23 protein-coding genes and 1 pseudogene are annotated in these 25,946 nt (G+C 58.6%); 22 read left to right on the top strand and 2 right to left on the bottom strand.

Annotated elements, in window-relative coordinates; all coding sequences use genetic code 11:
• The first annotated feature begins 1 nt into the window (after position 1).
• Genes ABI_RS00400 through ABI_RS00450 form a run of 11 tightly spaced genes read left to right on the top strand, consistent with a single transcriptional unit; the run spans position 2 to position 13,525 of the window.
• A complete protein-coding gene (locus ABI_RS00400) occupies positions 2–2,752 on the top strand; it encodes a TraC family protein (protein ID WP_083811350.1) in 2,751 nt (916 codons plus the stop codon).
• Positions 2,736–3,038 (top strand): hypothetical protein, encoded by a 303-nt coding sequence (locus ABI_RS00405; RefSeq protein ID WP_040308403.1) that lies wholly within the window; start codon positions 2,736–2,738, stop codon positions 3,036–3,038. Before ABI_RS00400 ends, ABI_RS00405 begins: the two co-directional genes overlap by 17 nt.
• Positions 3,031–3,501: a TrbI F-type domain-containing protein gene (locus tag ABI_RS00410; protein ID WP_040308404.1), complete on the top strand. Its 471-nt coding sequence runs from the start codon at positions 3,031–3,033 to the stop codon at positions 3,499–3,501. Before ABI_RS00405 ends, ABI_RS00410 begins: the two co-directional genes overlap by 8 nt.
• Positions 3,502–3,535: 34 nt before the next feature.
• On the top strand, positions 3,536–4,000 hold the full coding sequence (gene lepB, locus ABI_RS00415) for a signal peptidase I (protein WP_006270811.1): 465 nt from the start codon (positions 3,536–3,538) through the stop codon (positions 3,998–4,000).
• Complete coding sequence (traW, locus tag ABI_RS00420; protein WP_006270812.1) at positions 4,000–4,641, top strand: type-F conjugative transfer system protein TraW; 642 nt, start codon at positions 4,000–4,002, stop codon at positions 4,639–4,641. Before lepB ends, traW begins: the two co-directional genes overlap by 1 nt.
• Complete coding sequence (traU, locus tag ABI_RS00425; protein ID WP_006270813.1) at positions 4,638–5,678, top strand: conjugal transfer pilus assembly protein TraU; 1,041 nt, start codon at positions 4,638–4,640, stop codon at positions 5,676–5,678. The genes traW and traU overlap by 4 nt, the downstream gene beginning before the upstream one ends.
• Positions 5,668–6,384: a type-F conjugative transfer system pilin assembly protein TrbC gene (gene trbC / locus ABI_RS00430; RefSeq protein WP_006270814.1), complete on the top strand. Its 717-nt coding sequence runs from the start codon at positions 5,668–5,670 to the stop codon at positions 6,382–6,384. Before traU ends, trbC begins: the two co-directional genes overlap by 11 nt.
• Positions 6,385–8,253: a conjugal transfer protein TraN gene (gene traN / locus ABI_RS00435; protein ID WP_006270817.1), complete on the top strand. Its 1,869-nt coding sequence runs from the start codon at positions 6,385–6,387 to the stop codon at positions 8,251–8,253.
• Positions 8,250–9,206, top strand: a complete 957-nt coding sequence (locus ABI_RS00440; RefSeq protein WP_006270818.1) for a conjugal transfer protein TraF — start codon at positions 8,250–8,252, stop codon at positions 9,204–9,206. The genes traN and ABI_RS00440 overlap by 4 nt, the downstream gene beginning before the upstream one ends.
• A gap of 10 nt (positions 9,207–9,216) precedes the next feature.
• Positions 9,217–10,608 carry a conjugal transfer protein TraH gene (locus ABI_RS00445; RefSeq protein ID WP_157138654.1) on the top strand — a complete coding sequence of 464 codons (1,392 nt, stop codon included), beginning with the start codon at positions 9,217–9,219 and terminating at the stop codon, positions 10,606–10,608.
• Positions 10,609–10,615: 7 nt separating this feature from the next.
• Complete coding sequence (locus tag ABI_RS00450; RefSeq protein ID WP_006270820.1) at positions 10,616–13,525, top strand: conjugal transfer protein TraG N-terminal domain-containing protein; 2,910 nt, start codon at positions 10,616–10,618, stop codon at positions 13,523–13,525.
• Positions 13,526–13,535: 10 nt separating this feature from the next.
• Here ABI_RS00450 and ABI_RS00455 read toward each other — a convergent pair whose 3' ends face one another.
• Positions 13,536–13,856: a hypothetical protein gene (locus ABI_RS00455; RefSeq protein WP_040308405.1), complete on the bottom strand. Its 321-nt coding sequence runs from the start codon at positions 13,854–13,856 to the stop codon at positions 13,536–13,538.
• Positions 13,857–14,007: 151 nt separating this feature from the next.
• On the opposite strand from ABI_RS00455, the gene ABI_RS00460 reads away from it, so the two are divergent.
• Together ABI_RS00460 and ABI_RS00465 are read left to right on the top strand one after the other, a co-directional pair.
• Positions 14,008–14,397 (top strand): hypothetical protein, encoded by a 390-nt coding sequence (locus tag ABI_RS00460; RefSeq protein WP_006270821.1) that lies wholly within the window; start codon positions 14,008–14,010, stop codon positions 14,395–14,397.
• A 205-nt stretch (positions 14,398–14,602) separates the two neighbouring features.
• Positions 14,603–15,004, top strand: coding sequence for a helix-turn-helix domain-containing protein (locus ABI_RS00465; RefSeq protein WP_040308406.1), 402 nt, complete (start codon positions 14,603–14,605; stop codon positions 15,002–15,004).
• A 24-nt stretch (positions 15,005–15,028) separates the two neighbouring features.
• Here ABI_RS00465 and ABI_RS00470 read toward each other — a convergent pair whose 3' ends face one another.
• The gene (locus tag ABI_RS00470; RefSeq protein ID WP_006270822.1) at positions 15,029–15,253 is read right to left on the bottom strand and encodes a hypothetical protein; all 225 of its coding nucleotides are present in this window, start codon (positions 15,251–15,253) and stop codon (positions 15,029–15,031) included.
• 473 nt (positions 15,254–15,726) lie between these two features.
• Here ABI_RS00470 and ABI_RS24805 point away from each other — a divergent pair, with 473 nt between their 5' ends.
• The 9 genes and pseudogenes from ABI_RS24805 (at position 15,727) to ABI_RS25515 (ending at position 25,845) form a co-directional block, all read left to right on the top strand.
• Positions 15,727–16,074 carry a hypothetical protein gene (locus ABI_RS24805; RefSeq protein WP_157138655.1) on the top strand — a complete coding sequence of 116 codons (348 nt, stop codon included), beginning with the start codon at positions 15,727–15,729 and terminating at the stop codon, positions 16,072–16,074.
• Between the two features lie 60 nt (positions 16,075–16,134).
• Positions 16,135–17,427, top strand: a complete 1,293-nt coding sequence (locus ABI_RS00480) for a TolC family protein (protein WP_006270824.1) — start codon at positions 16,135–16,137, stop codon at positions 17,425–17,427.
• A complete protein-coding gene (locus ABI_RS00485; RefSeq protein WP_006270825.1) occupies positions 17,424–18,578 on the top strand; it encodes an efflux RND transporter periplasmic adaptor subunit in 1,155 nt (384 codons plus the stop codon). Before ABI_RS00480 ends, ABI_RS00485 begins: the two co-directional genes overlap by 4 nt.
• 2 nt (positions 18,579–18,580) lie before the next feature.
• Positions 18,581–21,819, top strand: a pseudogene (locus ABI_RS00490) (efflux RND transporter permease subunit).
• Between the two features lie 63 nt (positions 21,820–21,882).
• Complete coding sequence (locus tag ABI_RS00495; protein ID WP_006270828.1) at positions 21,883–22,206, top strand: DUF190 domain-containing protein; 324 nt, start codon at positions 21,883–21,885, stop codon at positions 22,204–22,206.
• Between the two features lie 314 nt (positions 22,207–22,520).
• Positions 22,521–22,922 carry a hypothetical protein gene (locus ABI_RS00500; RefSeq protein ID WP_040308408.1) on the top strand — a complete coding sequence of 134 codons (402 nt, stop codon included), beginning with the start codon at positions 22,521–22,523 and terminating at the stop codon, positions 22,920–22,922.
• Positions 22,923–22,987: 65 nt separating this feature from the next.
• Positions 22,988–23,203, top strand: a complete 216-nt coding sequence (locus ABI_RS00505) for a hypothetical protein (protein WP_040308409.1) — start codon at positions 22,988–22,990, stop codon at positions 23,201–23,203.
• A gap of 62 nt (positions 23,204–23,265) precedes the next feature.
• The gene (locus ABI_RS00510) at positions 23,266–25,260 is read left to right on the top strand and encodes a heavy metal translocating P-type ATPase (RefSeq protein WP_083811351.1); all 1,995 of its coding nucleotides are present in this window, start codon (positions 23,266–23,268) and stop codon (positions 25,258–25,260) included.
• Positions 25,261–25,668: 408 nt separating this feature from the next.
• Positions 25,669–25,845 (top strand): hypothetical protein, encoded by a 177-nt coding sequence (locus ABI_RS25515; protein ID WP_006270831.1) that lies wholly within the window; start codon positions 25,669–25,671, stop codon positions 25,843–25,845.
• The last annotated feature ends 101 nt before the right edge of the window (positions 25,846–25,946 follow it).

Consider the following 25,946-nt stretch of genomic DNA (forward strand, 5'->3'; position numbering starts at 1 on the left):
CATGCGGGGATTGGATTTCAACGGCATGATGGCTGGCATTCGTGCCAGGGCGCACAGGCTGGCGCGCGGTATCTTCTGGGATGATCTGCCGGAGCCAATGTCCGCGCTTGACCGCGACGTACCGCCGTCTCTCGCGGCCAAGCTGCCCTATCTGTCCTGGGACAGCGTCCACCAGTTGTACCAGCAAGACGATACCGCCGGCCTGATCCTCGAAGTCACGCCGCTTGGCGATCTGACCGAGGCGAAGCACGACATCATTGCGCAGATTTTCAACGATAGCCTGCCGGAAGGTATCCACGTCCAGATCATCAACTGGTCCTCGCCCAAGGTCGGGTGGATACTGGATCGCTGGGCGAAGGCGCGTTCGGCCGGCGGCGGCGTGTTCGTAGAACTGGCGCACCATCGCCGGCAGCACCTGAAGTCGGGCGTGTGGTCGTCGATGTCGCGCAGCGCGCCGATGTTCGTCCGCGACTACCGCATCTACTTGGCCTTCGAACTCAAGGGAAGTGCCGCCGGCGACGCGGGCAAGGCGCTCCACGATCTGCATCAGACCATAGACGGCACCTTCAAATCCCTCGGGGGATCGGTGACCGTGGTCCGGCCCACCGAATTACTCAGTTTCTTGCGTGCCGTCCTCAATCCGACCAGCGGCCTGGGATTGGAGACGCCGCCCTACGACCCCGAAATGACGATCCGTGAGCAGGCGGTGGCGCGCGACACGACACTTACGCATTACCGGGAACGTCTTACGACTTCGGCCTGGTTCGCGGGTGACGCCTTCGGAAAGACAGGTCCTGTAACCGATGAGGCCACAACTGAGCGGTTCGAAATCCGCACCTTCTCGGCGGAAAGATACCCAGAAATCTGCCACCAGGGTGTGGTGGGATCGCTGATCGGCGATTTCTTCAATGCACAACTCCAACCGATGGGTTCCAACCTGACGGTCCTGTATTTTTCTCCCTGGACCTACGACAAGACCAAGTCCCACACCGAGTTGAAGGCAATGCGCGCCAGCCAGCAGGCGGCCGGACCCACGGGCAAGTTCTTTCCGAACGTAGCGCTGGCGGCTGCCGATTGGGACCATGCCAATGTCGAAGTCTCAAAGGGCGCGAAGCTTTGTGAAATGTCGCTGTACGTCGCCTCCATAACGCCATTGGGCGAAGGCGAGAAGGCCGAACGCTATCTGAAATCCATCTGGGCGAATGCCGGTTTTGGCCTCAGTCGGAACGACGTGCTGCATTTGCAGACGCTTCTGGCGTGCCTTCCTCTGACGATGGGGCAGGGGCTCTGCGATGACTTCCGCAGCCTCCAGCGACTGAAACTTATGCCGACCAGCTGCATGGCGCTCCTGGCGCCGCTGCAGGGCGAGACGACAGGCTGCGACGTTCCGCACATGCTGCTCCTGGGCCGCAAGGGGCAGCCCTTCTTCTGGAGCCCATTCGCCAACGAAGCGGAAGGCTCGGGCGGCGGCAACCACAATGTCTCGGTCATTGGCAGTTCCGGCTCCGGCAAATCGGTTTTCATGCAGGACATGGCGGGCGGCCTGCGCGGCGCTGGCGCCCACGTCATGGTGCTCGACGACGGGCGGTCGTTTGAGAACACCTGCCGCATCCAACAGGGCCAGTTCATCGAGTTCACCCTGAATTCCGGGCTCTGCCTCAATCCGTTCTCGATGTTCGATCATGCACTGGCCGAGGCCGACGAGGAATACAAGGACGAGTGCCGTGAGGCCATCCGGGCGCTGGTCCTGCAAATGGCGCGCGGCAGCGGAGATACGTCGAAAGAGGAAATCGGCGCCATCGCACAGTCGGTCAACGCCGTCTGGGAAGAGCGCGGCGCCGACGGCGACATCGACGGCGTCGCAAATCACCTTGAGCGGACGCAAGGCGAGATGGGCCGCAACATGAAGCTTTCGATGTCGGAATACATCCAGGGTGGTTCCTATTACGCGCTTTACAACGGCCAATGCTCCTTGAGCATTACCAACCCTTTCACCGTCTTCGAGCTGTCGCCGATCGAGAGCAAGAAGGAGCTCAGGGCCTCGGTCATCCTTGGCCTGCTCATGCTGATCCGCCAACGCATGAAGCACGGCGGCCGGTCGCTGAAAAAGGCGCTGTTCATCGACGAAGCCTGGCAATTGCTCGGCGATGGCGCCGCAGGGCCCTACATCGAAGGCTTCGCGCGCCGGTGCCGGAAAGAGGGCGGGGCGCTGATCACGGGCACGCAGTCCCTCGCTGACTATCAGCAGACGGCTGGCGGCCGCGCCTGCATCAACAACAGCGACTGGAATGTCATTCTGCGCCTGAAGGAAGAGGCCATCGCCGCCTTCGAGAAGGAAGGCATACTGCAGGCGTCGGCCGGCGACCTGACGGTCATGCGATCCTTGCGCACCTCGCAAGGCGAGTTTTCGGAAGCCTTCATTCGCGGCCCTGCCTTCAAGGCTCTGGGTCGGCTGGTGCTCGATCGCTTCTCGCTGACGCTTTATTCGACAAAGCCGGACACTCTATTCGCGGTGCAGAACCTTATCAAGCAGGGGTTGGATGTCGCTGAGGCCGTTCGCCGGGTCGCGTTCGAAGAGGATACAAAGAGCCGCTTCACCGACAAGGACATCGAATACGCGAGGATGCTGCTGGGTTTTGAGCCGATCAAGAAGCTCGTCGACGACTATCTGGCCATGTCGGAGCGAGACCGGCGCGCCTTCATACGCAAACAGTATAATGCCATGGGGTTGATCGATGCCGACGCAGCCTAAATCCTTGCCTGCCGTTCTGATCGGTGTCCTGCGTGACGTCGACTTCGGGCATCATCTGGAAAGCCTGGCCATCACATTCACGGTCAGCGTCGTCCAAACCCTGCTGGTATTCGGACTGCGGGTCGACTCCTGGATGCACGAGACGGCCAATTTTCTGCGCCATTACGAGAGTGCCTCGGACGTTGCGCGCATTCCCATCAACCTGGTTCTGGCCATAGGCTTCGCCCTCAATCTGCTTATCGTCGTCATCGCGCGCCGTCCCAAACAGGTGCTCATCAATGGCTGATTTTCATGACTCACCCGTCGTGCCGCCGAGGCTTGCAGATCGGGCCAAGGCAAGGTTCCGCCTGAAGGTTTCGCTTGGCGAGGCCGGCGTCTGCCTCCTTGTCGTAAACCTGTTCGTCATGGCGGGGCTTTTCTGGAAGATCGAGGTGAACAAGCCTCCAGTCATCGCGACTGTCTCCGTCACGCAGTTGAGCCGGATATACGGTCAGCAATTCGCGGCCGATCCTTCCAATACGCCGGAAATGATCCAGCTGAAGACTCGCATCTTCCTGGCGACGACCGAGAAGTTGCTTGCCCAATCGGCAAAGCAAAAGGGCATGGTTGTCTTCGCGCGCGAGTGCGTTCTGACCGGAGACAGCCTGGATCTGACGCCGCAGGTCTCGGGCGCCGTCGACCAGGCACTTAAGTCGGGCGCTCTGTCCATGGGAGGGACCGGCAATGCCGCACTCAACCTGGCCCAGTAGTCTTAAGCCCAAGCTCACGAAGCGGAAGGCGGGTATGATCTTGTGGGCGATCGTTGCAACCGCGGTCTTGTCCAATCTGGGCGTGGCTATCGGCAACCGATATCAGCTTGCTTTGAACGAGACGGACAGTCTGCCTAACTGGGCTTTCTTCATCGACAAGAGCAACAAGACACCCGTTCGCGACCAGTTTTTCGAGTTTGTGGCGCCGCCGAATCCCTATTACCCCGACGGCTTTCGCTTCACCAAGCATGTGGTGGGCGTCCCGGGCGATGTCGTGACCGTCAAGGGCCGGGAATTCTTCATCAATGGCCGGTCGATTGGCATGGCAAAGCCCGCCGACAAGGCCGGACATCCCGCTGCGATGTCTCAGCCGGGCACCATCCCGCCCGGCCACTATTTCATGGTCACGCCCAGCACGGATTCGCTCGATTCCCGTTATGCCATGATCGGCCTCATCAACACCTCGCGCCTGGTCGGCCGCGCCTATCCGGTGATGTGATGCGGATCATCGGTCGTTTCATCACCGTTGCCGTTGTTGTCCTGGCGCTGGCTGGACAGGGCCTCGTGCATGGCAATGACCTTGGCACCTACGGTGAGACTTTCGACATCGCCGAGGTCGATTTGCTGAAGATGCTGGGCGCGAAGCTGAAAAAGGCTGAACAATCGGGACAGATCGACCAATTGAACCAACAATTCGCCGCGACGGCGCGGCGGCATATCGAAGAGCCCCCAGCGGTCCAGGGCGTGGTGCACACAACCACGCCAAAATCCTGGCTGTTCGATCCATCGATCGTCGTGCCGCGGGATTTCGCCGATCAGAACGGACGTGTTTTCGCCCACGCCGGCGAGCGGATCAATCCCCTGGAGCGACTGCCGACCTACGACAAAACCCTTGTCTTCATTGATGGCAGCGACCCGGCCGAGGTTAAGTTCGCTCTCAGTATCCGCAAAAAGCTCGGCGCCGAGCGCACGCTTATCATCCTCACTGGCGGCGCGCCGATGACGTTGATGCGGGCCAACAAGGTACCAGTCTATTTCGACCAGCAAGGTATCCTCGTCCAGAAATTCGGCATTACCCAGGTGCCGGCGACGGTCGAGCGTCAGGGTAACCTCCTGAAAATCAGCGAGGTGCGGCCATGATCTGGAGCCTCCCAAAGCTGTGTGTCCGGTCCATCGCCTTCGTCCTGGTGTTGCTGGGTATTGGTCTCGCCTCGGGCGCCGCCGTCGCGGCGTCTCCCGCCGACGCCACCCGGCACTGCGCCGGCCGTTTTGTAAATCCGATCACCGGTCCGTGCTGGGATTGCATGTTCCCTTTGTCGGTCGGTGGCATTCCTTTGTTCAAGGGGACGCGTCCGGATGCGCCTAACCCCAGTTCGCCGATATGTTTTTGCGGCACACCCGTCCCCCGCGTTGGTCTGGAGGTCGGTTACTGGGAGCCGCACCGGTTGATGGATGTGACGCAAAAGCCGTTCTGCTTCGTCAATCTCGGCGGGGTCTCGATCTCCCCGGGCATAGGCTACGGACAAAAGACCAGCGTCCAGAACAGCGACGGGCGAGGGGACCGCACCGCCTACCATGTCCACTACTATGTCTATCCGCTCCTGGCCTGGATGGAGATCCTGACCGACTTCGTCTGCATGGAGCAGAGTAGCTTCGACGTCGCCTACATCACCGAGTTCGACCCGCTGTGGAACAGCGACGAACTGGCAGCTATCATCAATCCGGAAGTCTTCCTGTTCTCCAACCCCATCGCTGTCATGGCCTGCGCGGCAGACTGCGTCGCGGCAACCGCCACCGGCCGGCCGATTCAGCAGATGTTCTGGTGCGCCGGCTGCCAGGGATCGCTCTATCCGATGACGGGACTGGTGACGGGGCAGTACGGCGCGCTTCCTGGTGCGCTCCAGGTAGCCGAACGCTTCACTGCGAAAATGCACCGGGAACTGTTGGCCTTGGGAACGCGCGGGTCGCTAAGCCTCTGCGCGCCCATCATTCAGCCGACCATGGACAAGCTTCAGTACCGCTACCAGGAAATCTACCCGGTGGCGCACAAGGGCCGGCTCGCCTGCAATGCCATCGGCAAGAGCACGGTGCCCTACGAGGCTGGCAAGGTCTATCCGGTCAAGGGTGAAGACCTGGGGTTCCTCATCTGGCGGAAGAGGAATTGCTGTGCACTCTAAGCCAATTATCATCGCCGGCCTGGTTGCCGCTATTCTCGGTGAGTACGTCTTCGCTCAGGCTGTGACCGGTCCGACGGTCGAGGACCTGGTCAATCAGGCGCAAACGCGCGCCGATGTTCTGAAGGGCACGCTCACGGGCATTGACCCGCGAGCGACTATGGACCGGGCACAGCAGTACACGCAGGACGCCCGGGCACTCAACGATGGCAATCGCGATCGCATCCGGCGAGGCGTAACCTTCCTTGCCAAAGAATATCAGGTCGATCCCTACCTCAATAGCGACGAGATTTCCGAAGGCGTCGTCTATATCGCGGTCAGCCTGTCGATGCCCAAGGCCTCGCTGCGCCAGTTGGCCCGCGATGCTGAAAAGGCGCAGGCGGTGCTCGTTATCCGCGGGTTGCTGGATGGCAGTTTCACCAAGACGCAGGCTGCCCTCAAGGGCGTCTTCGTCGAAGGTGAACCCGCCGGCCTGATCATCGATCCCCGAGTGTTCCAGCAATACCATGTCGAACGGGTGCCTTCATTCATCGCGGTGACCGACGAGGTCCAGCCGTGCGAGGAGGGGATCGAATGCGATCGCCCGGACGTGCCGTTCGATGTCGTCCGGGGCAATGTCAGCCTTGGCCAGGCTCTTCGCCTGTTGGCCGATAAGGGGACGGCAGCGCCTGACGTGGCGGCCAAAGCACTTTCGAGGATGGGGGACTAGATGCGCTGTCTTGCCTCCACGGCCCTATTGTTGCTGGTATTTTTCTCTCAGGCGCTGGCCCAGACCTACCAGCCGCCGAACCTGGCCGAGTTTCGGACCGCGCTCGACCGCGCCAATAGTGCTGCGGTCAGCAATGACATAGCTGCGAATATGCCGGGTTATCAAGGTGCGGCTAGTGACCTGCAGGCGAAATCGGGGGAGGAGGTCGCGACGCTGCAACGCGATGGCGCGGTCGCCTCGTCGACCAATGTCATGAAACCGGCCATTGTCCATAGCAACGCCTATGTCGCAGCAAATCCGGTCAGTGAAAACGCGGCATGGGTGAAAGGCGCGCTCGGCGTTGCCAATGACCCGACGCCATCGGCGGGTGGCGTGACCGGCACGACGTCGACGACCTGCCACGCCCAGCGCGGCGGAACGGACCAGGCAACGATCTACACCTGCGAGTCCGGCAATAATGTCGTGACTACATCGCAGGCCTGCCAAACCTATCAAGACATTGCGCTCACGTCTGCGACCCGGACCTGCCAGACCGATAGCTATTACGAGGCACAGGCCAGCTATGCCAACATCGGCGACTTCACTGAGGCTCATCAGTGCGTGATTTTCGCGGGCCCAGGCGGTCTCAACACTGGCATCGGTTGCGGTGTCATGATCAGTCAGATCAACGGCGGCAACTGCGCGCCTCCGAAACAGATAGGCTCGACGTCCAACTATCTTCAATACTGCAAGACTGCCTATACCGGAATTACCGGCATAACGTACCTTGGCCGCAAGGCCGATACCTGTTCGGCTCAGCGTGCGGATACCGGTTGTACCAACTCCTCGGAGATCTGCAGCGCCTGGATCGATCAGGCCTCGGGCACCTGCGGGGCCAAGACCGTCACCTATACCTGCGCCAATGCCGGCTACGTCGACAACGGCCTGAACGTGACTGCATGTGCGGCATTTTCGGGTAATCCGGCCTGCACCCTTGGGACCTCGACCTGTACACAGCACGCCAGCGATGTACCGGACATCATGGCCGCCCTGGCCCTGCCGGCGGACTTCTGCCTGAAATCGACCCTCACCTATTCCTGCGATAGCGTTGCCAGCACCGGCAGCAACTGCGAGGTGCCTGGCGGATGCGTCCTGAAGGAGCAGAACTGTATCGATCCGAATTATGACGGGTCGTCGCCGTGCCAGACCTACGACCACGTCTATGCCTGCCAGGCCGCGGTCGTAACACCGCCTTCAGCGAACGGCGCGATCTGCGATTCCAGCTGGGTCAATGGCACGGCGATCATCGCGACGGCCGATGATCCCGACAACGACCTTCCCCAGGCGCTGAGCGCGATCAATGCGCTCAAGGAGGCATCGGGCAGCTACGGCTCCAGCGGCACCCTGACCATCTTCGGCGGCGACGGGCTTAAGTGCGGCAAATCGATCGGCGGGCTTTCCAACTGCTGCAAGGATTCCGGGCTCCTGCTCGACGCAAATCTTACCAGCTGCAACGCTGATGAGAAAAAATTGGCAGCTGAACAGAAGAAGAAGGCTTGCCACTACATCGGCACCTACTGCTCCAACAAAAGTCTGTTCGGCTGTCTGATGAAGAAGATGACCTACTGCTGCTACGGCTCGGTCCTGGGCCGGATCGTCGAGGAGGCCGGTCACAGCCAGTTGGGCATATCGTGGGGCGACGCGAAGAATCCACAATGCGGCGGCTTCTCGGTTAGCCAGTTTCAGCAGATTGATCTCTCGAACGTCGACTTCTCGGACTTCTACGACGACAAGCTGGCCCAGCTCGCCGACAACGACCCCAACTCGACCGTTGCTGCCATCACGGCGTCCATCAATTCCATGAGCACGTCGAGGACTCCGCAGAAATGACAGCCATTCGACATCAACTCCTCAGGCTGGCGGCATTGGGCTTGGCCTTGGGATTCACCGCCTTGCCGTTTGCGGTGCAGGCTCAAACCAACATATCCGTCCAAACATCGCCAGCGCCAGCCGGTCGAAAGGCCGAGGTTGGTCCCGACAGCGACTATTGCGCCCGTCAGCTCGGCACATGGTTCTATTGCGACACCGATCCGGATCCGGTGCGATCCCCGAACGCAAATCCAGGATCGCCGGAGCTGTCGAGTGACGAAGCGGACATGGCGGCGGCGGAAAAGTTTAAGGCGGATATGGAGCATGCCCGCCTTGTCGCGGTGTGGAACCCGACCGAAGAGAACATCCGCCGATACTATGCTTTCCAGCAGGAGACGATGGACAAGTCCGGGCTGTTCGCCGACACGGTTCGCCGCCTGATCTGGTCCGATCCGAGCCTCGATTACACCCTGCAACGTCCGATCAGCACGGCCGCAAAGACCGAATGGGTCGATACGCGCAATACGGACCGCGACCTGTTCTTCCGCGGCGCCTATGACCAGATTGGGCTGTTTTACATTTATCGCGGCTCATGCGGGCCGTGCAGGGTAGCTTCGCCCATAGTGCGGGAGTTCGGCCAGAGGTTCGGCGTGGTCGTCAAGCCGATCTCGACCGACGGAGCGCCGAATCCGGAATTCCCTGATTTCGTGGCGGACCGGGGCCAGTTGAAGGCCTGGGGGATCACCGATCCGGTGACGCCGGCCTACCTGATCTACCAGAAACCATCTCTGGACGCGCGCGGCAACACGAGGCCGCTATCTATCACCGTTACGGACGGCAAGCAGATCACATTGCGGCCATGCGCAAGCCCGAAGGGCTGCTTGACCTATGTCGGCGCCGGTTTGCTTACGGTCGACGAACTGGCCGACCGCCTGTTCGTCACCCTCGCGACCCAACCAGGCAAGGATTTTTAAGGGAATGACGATGAAAAAACCGATGCTCTTCGTGACCCTCATTGCCTACCTGCTCCTGATTGTCACGCCGGCGTCCGCCAATGTCGACGGCTCGATGAATTCGTTCTGGAACGACAGCCTCTCCAGCTCGAACGGCGCGGGACCCTCCGCCTACAAGGGCCAGGAGGCCGGATACTACACGCTCGGCAACTATTCCTATCGGTCGCCCCAGACGACGACGCAGATTTCGGCCGTTTCCCTGCCATCGGTGAAGGCCGGCTGCGGTGGCATCGACGTCTATGGCGGTAGTTTCTCCTTCATCAACACCGATCAGATTATCGCCACCTTCAAAGCAGTGGCGCAGAACGCGGTCGGGCTTTTGTTTCAAATGGCCGTCAAGAGCCTGTCTGAATTGCTCGGCAACGAGATCGAGCAGATGTTCAACATCATCCAGAAGGCCAATCTCGGCGCCATCGGATCTTGCGAAGCGGCCCAGCAGCTCGTGAACGGCGCGGTCAACGCCTTGCCATCCGGCGCCCTGAAATCCTGCATGGAGATCGGGCTGGCCAACGGCAAATATGTCGACGAGGCGGCGGCGCGCGCCGCCTGTGGTTTCGGCGGGGAGGCGGAGTCGACCATCGGGTCGGCATCCGACGCCCAAAGGCAGCAGCAGGCCTATAACCGCAACGTCGCCTGGGAAGGGATCATGAAGCACCCGCTCCTGGGCGGGGACAAGCAACTCGCAGAAACCTTGATGACGCTGACCGGCACAACCGTCATCCATATCGACGACGATGGTCAAACTCAGATGCAAACCTTCGCCGCCGATGCGGACAGCGACGGAATGATCACGGCGCTTCTCGACGGCGGGACCATCAGGATCCATCACTGCGCCGACGATCCTTGCCTCAACATGGTCGCCTACGGCGATACCGTCAATGTCACTGGCCTCAAGGCGAAGGTGACCACCATTATCAATTCGATCGTGACGAAGATCATCAACAAGCAGACGCTGAACACCCAGGAAATCGACTTTCTCGGTTTGGCGACGATCCCGCTTTACAAGATCGCGAGCGTACAGGTGGCGGCGAACAAGGAACTCGCCGCCGCCGAGATGGAAAAATACGCCGATGCCATCGCAACTGACGTTCTGATCGGGTGGATTCAGCGAAACCTGCATGAGGTCACGGTGGCATCCAGCAATGTCCTCGGTACGGACGCGGAATCGACGTCGGCCTGGCGGGCGAGTTTGCGGGATATCGTCGGTCGTTTGGACCAGCGCCAGCAGCTGATCGAGAATCGGATCACAGCGGTCCAGCAACTTATCCAGCGCACGCGCATGTTCGAGGAGGACATTGCGGCCGACACGACCTCGCGCCTCGCCCAGTCCATCATATACACCAGCACCAAGTCGGCAGGGTAGGTCTTATATGTGGGAGTTCCGATCTTACGGTTCCGGCGGCCTTTACCACGACATCTTCAACGCGGTCGCGTTGATGTCGGGCGCCAATGCCATGGATTCGTTGATCCGGCTGGCCCTGGTGCTTGGCGTGGCCATGGGCATCGTCAAGGCAGTGACCGACTTCAATGTCGGCACGATCCTGAGATGGTATATCTTCGCGGTCGTCATCTACGGCGTGCTGTGGGTGCCCAAGGTCAGCATCCAGGTCGAGGACCGTCTGAACCCGGGTGTCGTCCATCCGATCGTCGCCAATGTTCCCTTGGGTGTGGGTGCCTCATCAGCTTTGATCAGCCAGATTGGCGACCGGATCATCAAGTTGACCGAGACGGCCTTTGCCGATCCGGTCGACGGTGAATTCTCCAAACATGGCATGATCTTCGGCGCGAAAATGTTCGCCAAGATCAATACGCTACGACCCAGCGATCAGCGCACGGCGCTCAATCTGCGTGGTTATATGCAGGACTGCGCGTTTTACGACGTAGCGGACAACACCGTTCAGATCGATGCCTTGAGCAAATCGGCCGACATGTGGCAGACCCTGACTGCGACGCCAAACCCGGCCAGGATGGGACCCTACACAAATGCTGATGGTTCGACCACGCTTAAGAACTGCGCGGACTACGCCACCCAGGTCGGCGTAGATCTCGGCACAGATTTGCCCAACATCCAGAAATATCTGGTGGCGTCTGTCGATCCGGACGTCGCTGAGGCCAACATGAACGCCGAACAGGCGAACGTCTCAAATGTCGTCACGACAGCCATCGGTTCAAGCCAGAGTGCGACGACGATCATCAAACAGGCCGTCGTGCGCAACATGTTAAACGACAGCCTCAAAGGCTACATGGGGAGTTCAAGCGGTGTGCTCGGGGCGACGATGGCCGAGCTTCAAACACAGAACACCCAAAAGCTCCTCGGGGTCATCGGCGAAAAGGCGGTCGTCAACCTGAAGATCGTCATTGAGCTGTTGTTTATCGGAATCTTCCCGGTCATTTTTCCGCTGTTCCTGCTGCCCAAGCTGGGGCCGGCCATGGCCAAGGGCTATCTCGCCGGCTTCTTCTACCTCCAGCTTTGGGGACCGATGTATGTCATCCTGCACAAGGTGATGATGGCCAACGCGTTCGCGCACACGGCAGCCGCGACCTTCGGCGCCGGCGACACGCACGTCTTCAATGCCTTGACACTCGATGCCTCCGCCCAGGCCAACCAGGACGTCTGTACGCTCGCAGGCTCGATGATGCTGATGATCCCGGTCCTTGCCGGCCTCCTGACCAAGGGGGCCATGGCCGTCGGCGCCCAGGGCGAAGCCCTGTTGGGCAATTTCCGCTCCGGCGCTGAAAGCGCCTCGTCCTCGCTGACGTCGGGCAACTGGTCGCTGGGCAATGCGGCCGTTGGCAATCATAGCTGGGACAACGAGAACGCCAATCAGCATGTAACCAGCCGGTACGAGGACCGATCCCGTTCGACCGTCGTTGGCGCTGATGGCGTCACGATGACGCGCTACGGCAACGGCCTGAATATCGCAAATGCGGCACTCAGCAGTGGCGCCGTCGATCTGGCCCGTCAGAGGGGCTACAGCGAATCCCTGGCCAAATCCTCACAGAGCTATCTGGATCAAAGCCAGGCACTGACGGATTCTGTCAGCGTCGGCAAGACGCGGTCCAAAGCCGTTACGGACGAGGTTTTCCGTGGCTGGAGCAACAACACGGTCAACATGTCGGGCATGTCGAGCGAGGAGCAGGCATCGTCAGGCCGCCTCATCAGCGACCTTCAGCAACTGTCGCAGTATTACCAGACCAGCCACCATATGAGCAAAGGGGAGGCCGATGCTGAAGCGACGAGAGCGGCCGCCACCGTCTATTCGAGTCTCGAAGCTTCCGCTGGGGTAAAGGGTGACATCGGCGTCGCCGAGGTACGCGCGGATGCCAAGGCCGGGGTGAGGGGGGAGGCGTCCAAGGAAGCCAGCACGACCGCGACGCAGTCCAAGTCGAACGATCGCGGCTATTCGCTGATGAGTACGCTTTCGACCGACATTACCGATACGCACAACCGTGTCAGCACCGATGCGGCACGGTCGGCTTTCGACAGATCACACACAACAGATAACGGTGCCCGGCACGTCGACTCCAGCACTTTCAGCTCGCTTCAGTCGATCACAGACACAGCGACCAAGCTCCAAGCGACCGGGACGCGTCTTTCGGAGGACGCGACGAATGTCCGGAATGGCTCCGAGACGGTCACTGGCAATCAAGGCACTGCCTTCTTTAACTGGATGCTTCAGGACAAGGGCATGACAGTGTCCGATGCTCGGTCATTGTGGGTCGGAGCGACACCGCAAGATCTTCAACGGGGCATGGCCCTGGCCGAAGAATTTAACGGCCTTCAGGCCGACAGCCTGGCAAAGACATACGAAAGCGCCGCCACGCCTGCCAACAACCACCTGGCGCAGGACCCGGTGTTAATCTCTGCGGCTGAGGCGACCCGGACAGTCGCAAACGACGCGGGCCTTCGTCCCGGGGCAGGCGACGCGGAAACCCCATCGAAAAAATCGCGCCCGAGTCGAAAGTCCGGCGGCGCGAGCGACAGCGACGCGCCCGATCAACCTCATGGATCGAATAGCGGTTGGAGTGCAGGCTCGGTTCCCTCGCTTGCGGAAAGTCCCCAGGCTGCGGCATTCGCGGCCCGTGATGCAGATGCGCAGAAGACAGCAAAGCAGATCAACGCCGATGTTCAGCAAGGCCAACAAGATCTTGGCAGTCAGCAGGTCCGAGAACACATCGACATCACGAAGCAGACCGGCGACACGTTTGGAAAGGTAGGGAAGGCCGGTATGAAAGGATGGAATGCAGTCACTGGCGTCTTTGATAAAGGCGAACAGTAGATTCGCGACTTCAAAGCTTATTGGCAAGTCGAAGGAAAAACATCGAAAGGACGGCTGGGAGCGCAATGAACAAGAAGGCGGCAAAGACTGAGCCGATGGTTAGGCGACCAGCCGTAATCCCCACATACAAAAAGAACGCTGAAATGAGGAGCGGCGTACAAGCCAAGGCTTGGAAAACGGCTTTGGTCACTTTGTAACCCCAGACGATACGGCGATTGACCTGCTTGGTGAGGATCGCCCGTGCTTCAGGGGTTAATTCGATCGCGCCGGCCAGCAGGTGAGAGCTGGTTTTGGTGGAGTCAGCACTGGCATTTTCACGATTGTCGGTCACTGCTTCCCCCCTTCGAAGATCACGCTTTGTTCTTTAGCTGAGCTGCGAGCGACATTCAAGGCGAGATTTAGTAGTCACGAGAGAAACAAATTTAGAATCAGTGGCTTGCTTGAACGAGGGAGCCACAAGAAACAATTACCAAGGAGATTCAATGTTTGATTTTGCCGATTTGGTACCAAACGAGGATTTGGACATGACGGTCAAGATTTTGGCGAAGCCATCCGGCCTGGCCATCCAAATCGAACCCAAGATTTTTGAGCGGTTGAAATGGAAAGACAAGCGGGTGAAGGTTCAAGTCAGCCTTGCGGCGGGCCAGAAACGCCTGCGTCTGGTAGCCGTTGGGTCATCGGGCTGGGAAGTCGTTGACAAGAAGTCCAAGGGTTTGGAGATTTCCGTCCGCCAACTCGCCGTCGACAAAAAGTGCATCCGGAAGTGCCCGGCATCGATAGAGAACGAGGCGCTTATCATCAAGCTTCCAAATGACTACGAACCCAAAAACGCGGCAATGATATTGGGCGTGCCGCAGCAAGGGTCTTCTTGAGAAGGCGTATTGACCGAAAGGGTCGGCGGAGCCGATATAGACGCGATCGTTCTCCAAGGCCTTCCGGCCTTCGCCCGTGCCGCAGTCCAACTGCGACAGGAGACGGTACATATTTTGCAGGCCGAACCAAAACCGTTTGACCATGTGCCATGTTCCAGTGGCTACATGGAGAAAATATCTTATCCAGTAAAGAAGCGAGCATGTGATGGCGTTTGATGACAAAGCCCCCAATCCAGTTGATCTTCATGTCGGCGGGCGTGTCAGAATGCGGCGGAAATTTCTCGGAATGAGCCAAGATGGCTTGGCGGAGCACCTTGATCTCACGTTCCAGCAGGTTCAAAAATATGAGCGTGGTTCGAACAGGATCAGCGCATCAAAGCTCTACGAAATAGCCAAAGCGTTGAAGGCGCCGGTACCGTATTTCTACGAAGGATACGGGGAGGGCGAGCACCCGGACGGATTTACCGAGAGCGTGTCGGAGCATTCCGTCCATAGCTTCTTGATGACCACTGAAGGCATCGAATTGGCAGAAGCCTTTCCGCGAATAAGATCCGCAAAGCATCGACGCAAAATATTGGATTTGGTGCGCACGCTCGCCGACGACTAGTGGTCACGTTACGCGAGGCTGTACTTACTGTTCAAATTCAACGCCGTAATCCGCATTTTGTTGCTCAAATCGGGATAACTCAGTCAGTTCGCGAATCGTATTGGTGCGGCGAGCCAGCGTGAATACGAAATCGATAGCCAAGGCATTCTCAACACCGCAGTCTATCTCAACTTCGTGGAAGAAAGCCGCATTTTGTATCTGAAGGCGCATGGCTTCAGCTCTTTCGGCCTGGTCCAGCAAGGCGTTCACTTGAGGTCTCTGACGTAGAGATTCGGTTCAAGCATTCCCTGAGGTCCGGCGACCAAGCCTTGATTCGCCTAAACGCAGGGCGCGCCAACGATAATCTGCGTCATCGATTGAGAAGTGAAGCGTGGCGAGCTCTTCAATGTGCTGCGTCATGAGGTCTGCCGAGGGCAAGCAGCCAGATAGAGCTTCTTAAAAGTGCAAAAACGGTTTCCGAGAATCTGCCTAGGGCCCAAATAATCGTCAGTTTCAGCTTTCCTTGAACCTGCTTAGTATCTAGCGAATGAAACAGGTGGAGGCGGATCGATTGCGACGAACGCCCGATTGATGACCGAGAACACCTTAGGAGTACAAGATATAGCGTTTCATATTCGAGAAACACTTGTATGCTTTTATAGAAAATCCTAGTTAGTAGATTGATGATCCGCTCATTGTCCACATCGCTGTCACGCCTCACGGGGCTAGGCGCCATACTGTGTATGGTCGCCGTGCTTTTTTGTGGCTGGTCGTCGGTAGAGGCGGACACACTTGATCTCCGACATATGGCGGCGGGTGATCTTAAACTTGCGGATGGCGGATGGGCGACCAACTGTAATGGCGAAACCGGTGTGTGCCAGGGGCATGTCACGCCAAGCGATAACCACGCCGACGGCATCGCTTTGAATCACCACCATCATACGTCGTGCGAAAAGAGCTCGGGTCTCGCGCTCGATTCCGGCCGCTCTTCGCAGCCTCTTTTTGCTACGAAGATCGTGTTCGAAAATGGCGTCGAGCCTCAATTCATTTCGTTCGCCACACCGACACCCGATCAGCCTCCTCGAGCCTAACGCCCTTTGATTTCGCGCGCCGGATAGAGGCGCTTCAAAGAACATTAGCTCGAGGATTCAATGATCTCCCTCAATTTGCGCGGTGATCGCGCTTTAAGATTCGCCGCGGCGAGTAGCGCGGTCGCGCACCTTTTCATAGGCGTTGGCACTAGTTTGCTCGCTCCTTCTCCCGCGCATGCCGATCCCGCACCTGCGTTCCAAGACTTACTTCGATCAGCCGAAGCGTCCCCCCGTTTGCGCGAAGCGCAAGCGACGGTCGGCCAAGCTGAGGGACTTGCGCGGCAGTCACGCGCATGGCTAAACCCAACTGTAAATGTCGAAGTCGAAAATTTCGGTGGCAAAGGGCCATACAGAGGCAATCAAAGTGCCGAAACAACGGCATCTGTTGAACAAACTATCGAGCTAGGTGGAAAGCGTCGGGCGCGCATCGCGGCGGCGGATGCCGGTGTCGAGGTCTCTCGTGCACGAGCAAATCAGGTCAAGGCAGATTTCGCATTTGACCTTGCCCAGGCCTACACCGATGCCGAAGTCGCCGATGTTCGGCTGCAACTCACACGTGACTCGTTGAGCTTGGCCGAAGATGATGCCCGCGTGGCCGATGCACTCGTCAAAGCGGGCAAGGAAGCGGATCTCAGGTCGGTACAAGCACGCTCTGTCGTCGAGGCTGCTCGTGCCGATGTCGACGAAGCACAAGCTGCTCGCACGGCCGCCTTCGCAAGATTGACTGGGCTTGTCGACTCCCCTGTGCCCTTTACCTCAATTTCGGTTAGCCTACTCGATCATGCTGATGTCGATGAGCCGATCCCATCCGCCGACCCATTGAACAGTCCCGGCTATCTCTTCGCTCAAGCCGAACGCGCAGAGATTGCCAGGCGGGTGCGTGTTGAGCAAACCCGGTCTTCCCCGGACGTGACGGTCTCAATGGGCGTCCGCCGACTAGCTGCCGATGACACCAATGCCTTCGTCGGGGGTGTCTCTGTGCCTTTTCCAGTCTTCGACCGAAATCGAGGCAATATTAGCGCCGCGCAATCCGAACTTGCGGCCGCAGACGAGCGCGTCAACATAGCACGGCTCGATGCGCAAGCAGATATCCAATCCGCGACCGGCCGGCTGCACGCTGCAGTAACCCGGGTAAAGTCAGCCCAGAACAGCGAGCGAACGGCACTGGAAGCCTACCGCCTTACGCGCGTCGGCTACGAGGCGGGTAAACTACCATTGAGCGAAGTTTTGAGCGCCCGCCGAACGCTTACCGACGCAAGAAATCAATCCCTCAAGGCGAGGCAGGATCGTCTGAACGCCGAAGCCGAACTCGCGCGCCTGCGTGGCGTAGCCCCCTTTGGAGACCAATCGTGAAATCGAATAATCGATACCTTTACGGCGGAGCCCTCGCCGCCGTGCTTTTGGCCGGTTTGAGCGGCTTTGGCCTGGCGCGTTGCACAGCCGATAAGAAGCCGGCAAGCAGTGCGATTGTAGCTGAAGAAGAAAAGCCTTCTGACGAACTCAAGCTGACCCAAGAGGCAATAAACACTGCCAAGATCGGCGTCGAAAGCGTTACTGCAGGCGGACTTTCCTCAGAAATCATCGCCCAGGCCCAGGTTGTCGCAACACCGAACGGGCAGGCATCTTTGACTGCGCGAGCGGCTGGTTCTGTCTCGCGTATTTATAAGCGATTGGGCGACCCAGTGAAAGCCGGCGAAGCCCTGGCTTTGATCGAAAGTCGGGATGCCGGTCAGATTGCTGCAGATCGGACGACAGCGATCGCCCGGGCAAACGTCGCCCAGGCCAACCTCGCCCGTGAAAAATCCCTGCTCGATCAAGGTGTTTCGGCGCGGGTTGACTACGAGAGCGCTCAGGCCGAAGCGGCGGCCGCTCAAGCCGAAGTAAACCGCACCCAGTCCGCAGCTTCTGCTGCTCGCATTACCACAGACGGACATGGCGTTATCGTCGCAAGCCCGATCTCGGGGCGGGTGACGGCGAGCATGGCGAGTCTGGGTGCCTTCGTTCAGCCGGAGACGGAATTGTTTCGCGTGTCCGATCCCAATCTGGTGCAGGTCGAAGCCGCGATCAATTCATCGGATATGAAGAGGGTCGCTATTGGCGACCGGGCAGTGATCTCGTTGCCCGATGGACGAACCATGGAAGCTCGAGTAAGGTCCGTGACTCCCGCGCTAGATGCAGAGACGCGCGCTGCGACCGCCGTGTTGGACGTGGTTGGCGGCGAGCTGCAGCCGGGCCTTTCGGTTCGCGCGACGCTCTTCCCACAAGGAACTAGCGAATCTTCTGCCATCGTTGTTCCCGAGGAGGCCGTTCAATCGATAAACGGCCAAGATGTCGTCTTCGTACGTACGAAAGACGGATTCAAGGTCACACCCGTCACGATCGGTCAGCGCAGTGCCGGGCGTGCGGAAATCGTATCCGGGTTGATCCCAGGTCAGTCCATTGCCACCAGTAAGGCTTTCTCGTTGAAGGCGGAGCTTGGCAAGGGCGCGGCTGAGGAGGAATAGCCATGATAGGAAACCTAATGGCGCTCAGTGTGCGTGCACGGTGGGCCGTCCTTCTAATCATCCTGATGATTGGCGCCTTCGGCGCGTGGCAATTGACCAAATTGCCGATCGACGCCGTGCCGGACATCACTAACAACCAGGTTCAAATCAACACAGTGGACCCCGGCTTGTCTCCGATAGAAATCGAAAAACGGGTGACTTTCCCCATTGAGACAGCCCTATCCGGAATCCCCGGCCTGGAGACCACCCGGTCGCTGTCGCGCAATGGTTTTTCGCAGGTCAGCGCGATTTTCTCCGAGAGTACCGACCTGTATTTCGCCCGCCAGCAAGTCAGCGAACGTATCACGCAGGCAAGAGATAGCCTGCCGGAAGGGACCCAGCCGCAGATCGGCCCGGTTACGACCGGCTTGGGCGAAGTCTATATGTATGCGATCGACTACGCCAATCCGAATGGCAAGGGCGCCAAGGTCGCCGATGGTCAACCTGGCTGGCAGTCCGACGGAAGCTTTCTTACGCCAGAAGGCGACCGCCTGACCGATGAGGTATCCCGTGCCGCCTACCTTCGTACAGTGCAGACTTGGATCATTTCACCGCAACTTCGGACTGTAAAAGGGGTTGCAGGGGTTGATTCCATCGGCGGTTTTGAAAAGCAATATATCGTCGAGCCAGATCCAGTGAAACTGAGCGCCTACGGCGTGTCGTTCTCTGAACTAGCCGAAGCCCTCGAGGCTGCCAACATCTCCGTAGGCGCCAACTTCCTTAACCGGGGGGCGAAGCTTACCTAGTAAGGGCAGATGCGCGCATTCGGTCGCTCGATGAGATCAATCAAGCGGTTATCGCGACCCGTGGCGGTTTGCCGGTGGCAGTTAAAGACGTCGCAACTGTAAGGCTGGGCGGGGAACTGCGGACAGGGGCCGCCAGCATGAATGGCCACGAGGTCGTGATCGGCACCACCCTGATGCTCATCGGTGAAAATAGCCGGACAGTCGCCAAGGCGGTCGGCGACAAGCTTGAGGGCATCAAGAAGTCCTTGCCACCCGGTCTCAAGGTCACGACGACGCTCGACCGTTCAAAACTGGTCAATGCAACCGTCCATACCGTGCAGAAAAATCTGCTGGAAGGCGCCATTCTTGTGGCCGCAGCCCTGTTTTTACTGCTGGGCAATGTCCGTGCGGCGATCATCGCCGTACTGATTATCCCGTTCTCCTTCCTCATGATGGCCATCGGCATGAATGGTATGAAGGTGTCGGGCAACTTGATGAGCCTTGGTGCTCTCGACTTCGGCCTGATCGTCGACGGCGCGGTTATCATCATTGAAAACTGCTTGAGGCGGCTTGCGGAACGACAGCATCATGAAGGCCGCATCCTGAACCTCCGTGAACGGTTGGAAGAAACCACGCTCGCGACGCAAGAGATGATTAAGCCTACAGTTTATGGCCAAGCCATCATCTTTTTGGTCTTTGCTCCGTTGCTCACCTTCACAGGCGTCGAAGGCAAGACCTTCTCTCCCATGGCAATCACTCTAATTCTTGCCTTGGCCGCCGCATTCGTGCTCTCCATTACGTTTGTGCCTGCAATGGTCGCGCTGCTTATCCGAGGTAAGGTAACGGAAAAGGAAGTATGGATCATTCGTAAGATCAAGGCGGCCTATGAGCCCGTGCTTCATAGCGCCGTCGCCAGACCGTGGCCTTTCATCGCCGCAGGCATTGGTATCTTCGCAGTTTCCGGTTTTGTTTTCACCCTTCTGGGGCAGGAGTTTATCCCGCAACTGGACGAAAAGAATATTGCGCTCGCCTCCTCACGGATTCCTTCAACTTCACTTGAGGAGTCGTTGAATATGCAGAAGGGGGTAGAAAGAGCCATCTCCAGTCTGCCTGAAGTCGAAATGATGTTCTCGAAGACCGGCACTGCCGAAGTTGCCACGGATCCAATGCCAGCTAATATATCTGATGGTTTCGTCATCCTGAAAGATGAAAAGGATTGGCCGAAGGACGTCGAGACGAAAGCTGACATCGTCGAGCGTATCGAAAAGCGTTCGAGTGCTCTGGTTGGGCAGAACTACGAATTGAGCCAACCGATCCAGCTTCGCTTCAATGAGTTGATCGCCGGCGTGCGGGGCGATGTTGCCATCAAGATTTATGGTGACGATTTGGACAAGATGAGTGCTTCGGCAGCAAAAATCGTCAGTGCACTGCAGTCTGTGCCAGGCGCCGAAGATGTCAAGGCAGAGCAAACTGCCGGCTCGCCCACACTCGACCTCCAGTTCGACCGCAGTGCTATCGCACGCTATGGCCTAACCGTGGAAGAGGTCGCGGATACCGTCGCGGCGGCGATGGGGGGGCGCGAAGCGGGGCTGGTCTTCGAGGGCGACCGACGTTTCGATGTCGTTGTTCGGGTGCCCCAAGTTACTCGAGACGATCTGGACGCATTCAAAGCGTTGCCGGTGATGCTTCCAGAAGAGGCAGGTCATACTCGCGGTTCTGTGCCTCTCAGTCAGGTGGCGCAATTTCGATTTACAGAAGGGTTGAATCAGATATCTCGTGAAAACGGCAAGCGCCGTATCGTCATCCAGACGAACGTGCGCGGACGGGATGTTGGCTCGTTCGTTACCGAGGCCCTGCCGAAAGTCGAAGCGGTGGCCTTGCCTTCCGGATCATTCCTCGAATGGGGTGGGCAGTTCCAGAACCTGAAGGCAGCGTCTGATCGTCTTGCGATCGTCGTGCCTATCTGCTTCCTGGCGATCTTCGGGCTGCTGTACATGGCGCTCGGCGGTATCGGGCGGGCGTTTTCCGTCTTCACGGCTGTTCCACTGGCCTTAGCGGGCGGGGTCTTTACCCTGGCCATAACAGGTATCGCGTTTTCGGTCTCCGCAGCAGTCGGTTTCATATGCCTGTCCGGCGTCGCCGTCCTCAACGGTCTCGTCGTTATGAGCAGTATCCGCCAGCGTATCGAGGCGGGTATGGAGCTGAGCAAGGCGATCACCGAAGGCATGATCGAACGGGTACGTCCGGTCATCATGACGGGGCTCGTGCCCGCCATCGGGTTTATCCCGATGGCCATCGGTACAGGGACGGGAGCCGAGGTTCAAAAGCCTTTGGCCGTTGTTGTCATCGGAGGGTTGGTCACCGCGACCGCCCTGACCCTTCTGGTTCTGCCCGCAATCACCCAGGTAGTTCTTGGCCTTGGGGAGCGGTTAAGTCGCAAGAAGGATCCGACTATCGTTCAAACACCCGCGGAGTAAGTGCGAAGCGCATCCCGGCGCTGTCGCCGGGATGCGCAACTCTCTTTTGGAAGGAAGCACATTATGAGCCAAACGATGAAGTTGCTCAGAATTTACACCAGTGAAAGCGCATATTTCGGCGACAGCAAGGTCTTCGCCGTGATTGCCACACGCGCTAGGGATGCCAAGCTTTCGGGCGCAACCGTCTTGCAGGCCCTGGTCGGGTTTGGCAAGTCGGCGCACTTGCGTAAGCGACATATACTCGAAGATGATCAGTCGCTGGTCATTGAAATCGTTGACGAGGACGAACGCCTGCGCGAATTCGTTGCGTCAATTTCAGATGTCACCGGCATCGGCCTCGTAACAATGGAACCTGTCGAGGTGCTTGAATTCGGAGTTGGACGGTAATTTGGAGAACGAAAGCCACATCGAGAAAGGGCTTAGACGGTTAGACAGCAAACTGACCTGCTGCCGGAACGACCGCCCGTAGGCGATGGTAATACCGTGCCAGTGACCGGCACATTTCTGCTTGCTCAAGCTTCGAGCGCATGAGCCGAACTACTCGATGAAATGATCACGGAGCGCGCTCTGACGTGTTTGCGTCCACTGCTGATAAGTGCCCTCCGGCAAGCGCGATCGCAAAGAGGCACGGTATTGCGCATCTTCCAGGTGCAGACAAAGCATCTTGGCAATAGAGACCCACAGTCATTTTGAGGTACACCATGTTTTTGCGTGTGATCGTCCTTATCGTAAGCCTCAGCCTCAGCCTCAGCCTCAGCCTTGAGCAAAGCGCAGCCGGTGCCGAACCGGTCACAGCTACGATCAATCAACAACAGAAGGCGTGTTTCAAAGAAGCGATGTGGCCGCTCGAAAACAAGTCTGGCTATAAAAACGGCAGCGTCAGGGTTCGCCAGCAGATGCGAAATTCACCGGGTCCCGAGATACGTGAAATGCGTCTTGTTTGCTTCGCGCTCAGCAAAAAAGAGGCCGCAGATCGGGCGAAAGCGGCTGAAAGGTGCCAGCGTCTGGTCAATGAAAAGCGTCGACGTAACACGACAGCGGCCAGACTCCACGCGGAGCGCGCCTGGCACTACTGCGAAACTTTGCAGCAGCCTTACAGATGACTACAGAATCACTACGCCGAGTAAACCACTGTAATTTTTTGCCCCGATGAATAAGGATGAAGATCATGCAAAAGAATTTGGCGCCCGCTATTCTTTTAGGCCTCGGATTCATGTTGGCGAGCTGCGAGACGACGGCCGGCAAGGATTATACCGTCCGTACCGAGAAGTGGTCCCATGCGCCGCGTGAAAAGTTCTATCGCATCGTCAAAGTGCCCAAGACACCGGCGAAGACGGAATGCGAACGCGCCAAAGATACCGATATGGCGTGCCCCGCAGAATAGGCTGTAACCACCAGGGCAGGGGTGAAAAACAGGGGCATGGAATAATCAGGAAAGGACATCTCATGGCGCACGAAACAGGACGCGGAGCCGGAAACGATAAAAATGGCGCGGCTAACCGAACGTCCAAAAAGCACGATGATGAGTTGGAAGGATTGCATGGTGATGACCACGGTGACGAAAATGGTCCCTGGTGGAATTCCGGCAAGGCCAAGCTGACTGTCGCTTGTGGTGCAGCGCTTGGGCTGGCGTTTCTGCTGTCCAAGCTTATGCCTCAGACAGAGCCCTGGGGCTTCATCGTCGCCATGCTGGTCGGACTGATCCCGATCGCGCGCCGCGCCTTGATTGGTCTTGGCAAGAGCAATCCCTTCTCGATCGAAATGCTGATGACCATTGCGGCCGTCGGCGCCATATTCATCGACGCGGCGGAGGAAGCGGCGGTCGTTGTCGTTCTCTTTTTAGTCGGCGAGCTACTTGAAGGCATTGCCGCGGGACGCGCTCGCGCATCCATCCGCGCGCTGGCAACCCTTGTCCCAAAGGAAGCCATCCGAGAAGTTGACGGCGGCACCGAGACAATCGCCGCTGAAAAGCTGGCGATAGGCGACATAGTCGTCGTCAGACCAGGCGATCGGATACCGGCGGACGGCGTAATCATCGACGGTGAAAGCGCTATCGACGAAGCTCCGGTCACAGGCGAGTCCGTTCCCAAGCGCAAGGGCGTCGATGATCAGGTCTTTGCCGGCACAATCAATTCGGACGCTGTTCTGAAGGTCCGGGTGACAGCCACGGCTCAGGACAACACAATCTCGCGCGTCATTGCATTGGTCGAGGAAGCGCAGGAAGCCAAGGCGCCGACCGAACGTTTCATGGACCGCTTTTCCAGATATTACACGCCGGCCGTCCTGGCTGCCGGTGCACTGGTTGCCGTGGTTCCGCCGCTTGTCATGGGCGGGACGTGGAATGAGTGGTTGTACAAGGGGCTTGCCGTTCTCCTCATCGGTTGCCCATGCGCCCTGGTGATATCGACACCGGCAGCTATTGCGGCAGCCTTGTCGGCAGGGGCGCGACGCGGCCTGTTGATGAAGGGCGGAGCCGTTCTGGAAACCTTCCGGAAAGTGACGTTTGTCGCCATGGACAAGACCGGGACACTGACCGAGGGCAAACCCAAGGTAACCGACATCATCGCCGGCATCAAAGACGAAACCGAACTCCTGAGGCTGGCCGCAGGACTCGAAACAGGCTCAAGCCACCCTTTGGCGCTGGCGATCCTGAATGAAGCCAAGGCCCGTAACATCAAACCCGCCTCGGCTGAGAATGCCAAGGCTATCGGCGGCAAGGGCGTTGTCGGGAAGATCGACGGCGTAGAAGCCGGCCTTTATTCTCCCCGCGCTGCCGCTGACATCACTGCCCTGAGCGAGGATGTGCAGCGGCGGATTACAGCCTTTAACGATGAAGGCAAGACGGTGTCGGTTTTGATGGTCGGCGAGGACTTAGCCGGCTTCCTCGCCCTGCGCGACGAACCGCGTGTAGACGCCAAGGCGGGCGTGTCGGCTCTTAAAGAAATGGGTATCGGCGTATTGATGCTCACGGGCGACAACAAGCGAACCGCCACCGCTATCGCTCAGCAACTGGGCATCGAAGCCCGAGCGGAATTGATGCCGGAAGACAAGCAGGCCATCGTCGAAGACCTTAAAAAGCAGGGCAAGGTCGTGGCCAAGGTCGGCGACGGCATTAATGACGCGCCTGCACTGGCTGCCGCCGACATCGGAATCGCCATGGGCGGTGGCACAGACGTGGCACTCGAAACGGCCGACGCTGCCGTCCTCCATGGTCGCGTCACTGACATCGCCAGCATGATTCAGCTGTCTAAGCTCACCATGACCAACATCACTCAGAACATTACCATTTCGCTCGGCCTGAAAGGTGTGTTTCTGGTCACAACGCTCATGGGCATAACTGGCCTGTGGCCGGCGATACTGGCCGATACAGGCGCCACCGTCCTGGTGACCCTGAATGCGATGCGGCTGCTGGGCTGGAGAGGCGAGGCGGGAAAGACATGACAAGACGCCACATTGCCGTAAAGCCGGCACAGGTATAGGGTCACGATATGCGACACCTGCTCAGCATGTTCGGGATATTGTTTGGCGTGGTAGCCCTGTTGCTGTGCGTGAATGTTCCCGCGCAGGCGCGACCCGCGATTGCCACCGGGCATTCGGTTCATGGCGTTATGCCTGAGGACATGCCCTGCTGCCCAGATGCACCATCGACACCGATGAAGGCGTGCGCGCAACACTGTCCGTTAGTGGTTGCACCTGGCTTCGCGTTTCATCACATTACAGCCGAAAAATCGGTCGAGTTCCATATGACGTCTGCCACTGGGCTTGGCGTGACCTATGCCCCCTTGGCGCCACCGCCACGCTGACTCCGAAGATCGAAACCTGAAACTTTCAATCTTACGGAGTTAAATCATGAAAGCGTTTATCGTCGGGTCGGCCTTTGCCGTCCTGCTGGCAGCCGGCGCAGCCGTTGCCGCACCTGAGGCCGTCAAGGAAGCCGCCAAGGCTTGCTGCGAAGCCATGGAAAAGTGTTGCTGCTGTGACAAGGCGGACAAGTCCGCCGGTCATGAAGAGCATAAGGCGCACTAAGCGCTACGGCTTTTGACATAGTGCCCGCATCGATTCTCCGGTGCGGGCATTTCTGTTTGGGTGCATGCCAATGGTCGCTTTGGTCAGGCTGCCGTACGCCT

The organism is Asticcacaulis biprosthecium C19, from assembly GCF_000204015.1.
Taxonomy (GTDB): domain Bacteria; phylum Pseudomonadota; class Alphaproteobacteria; order Caulobacterales; family Caulobacteraceae; genus Asticcacaulis; species Asticcacaulis biprosthecius.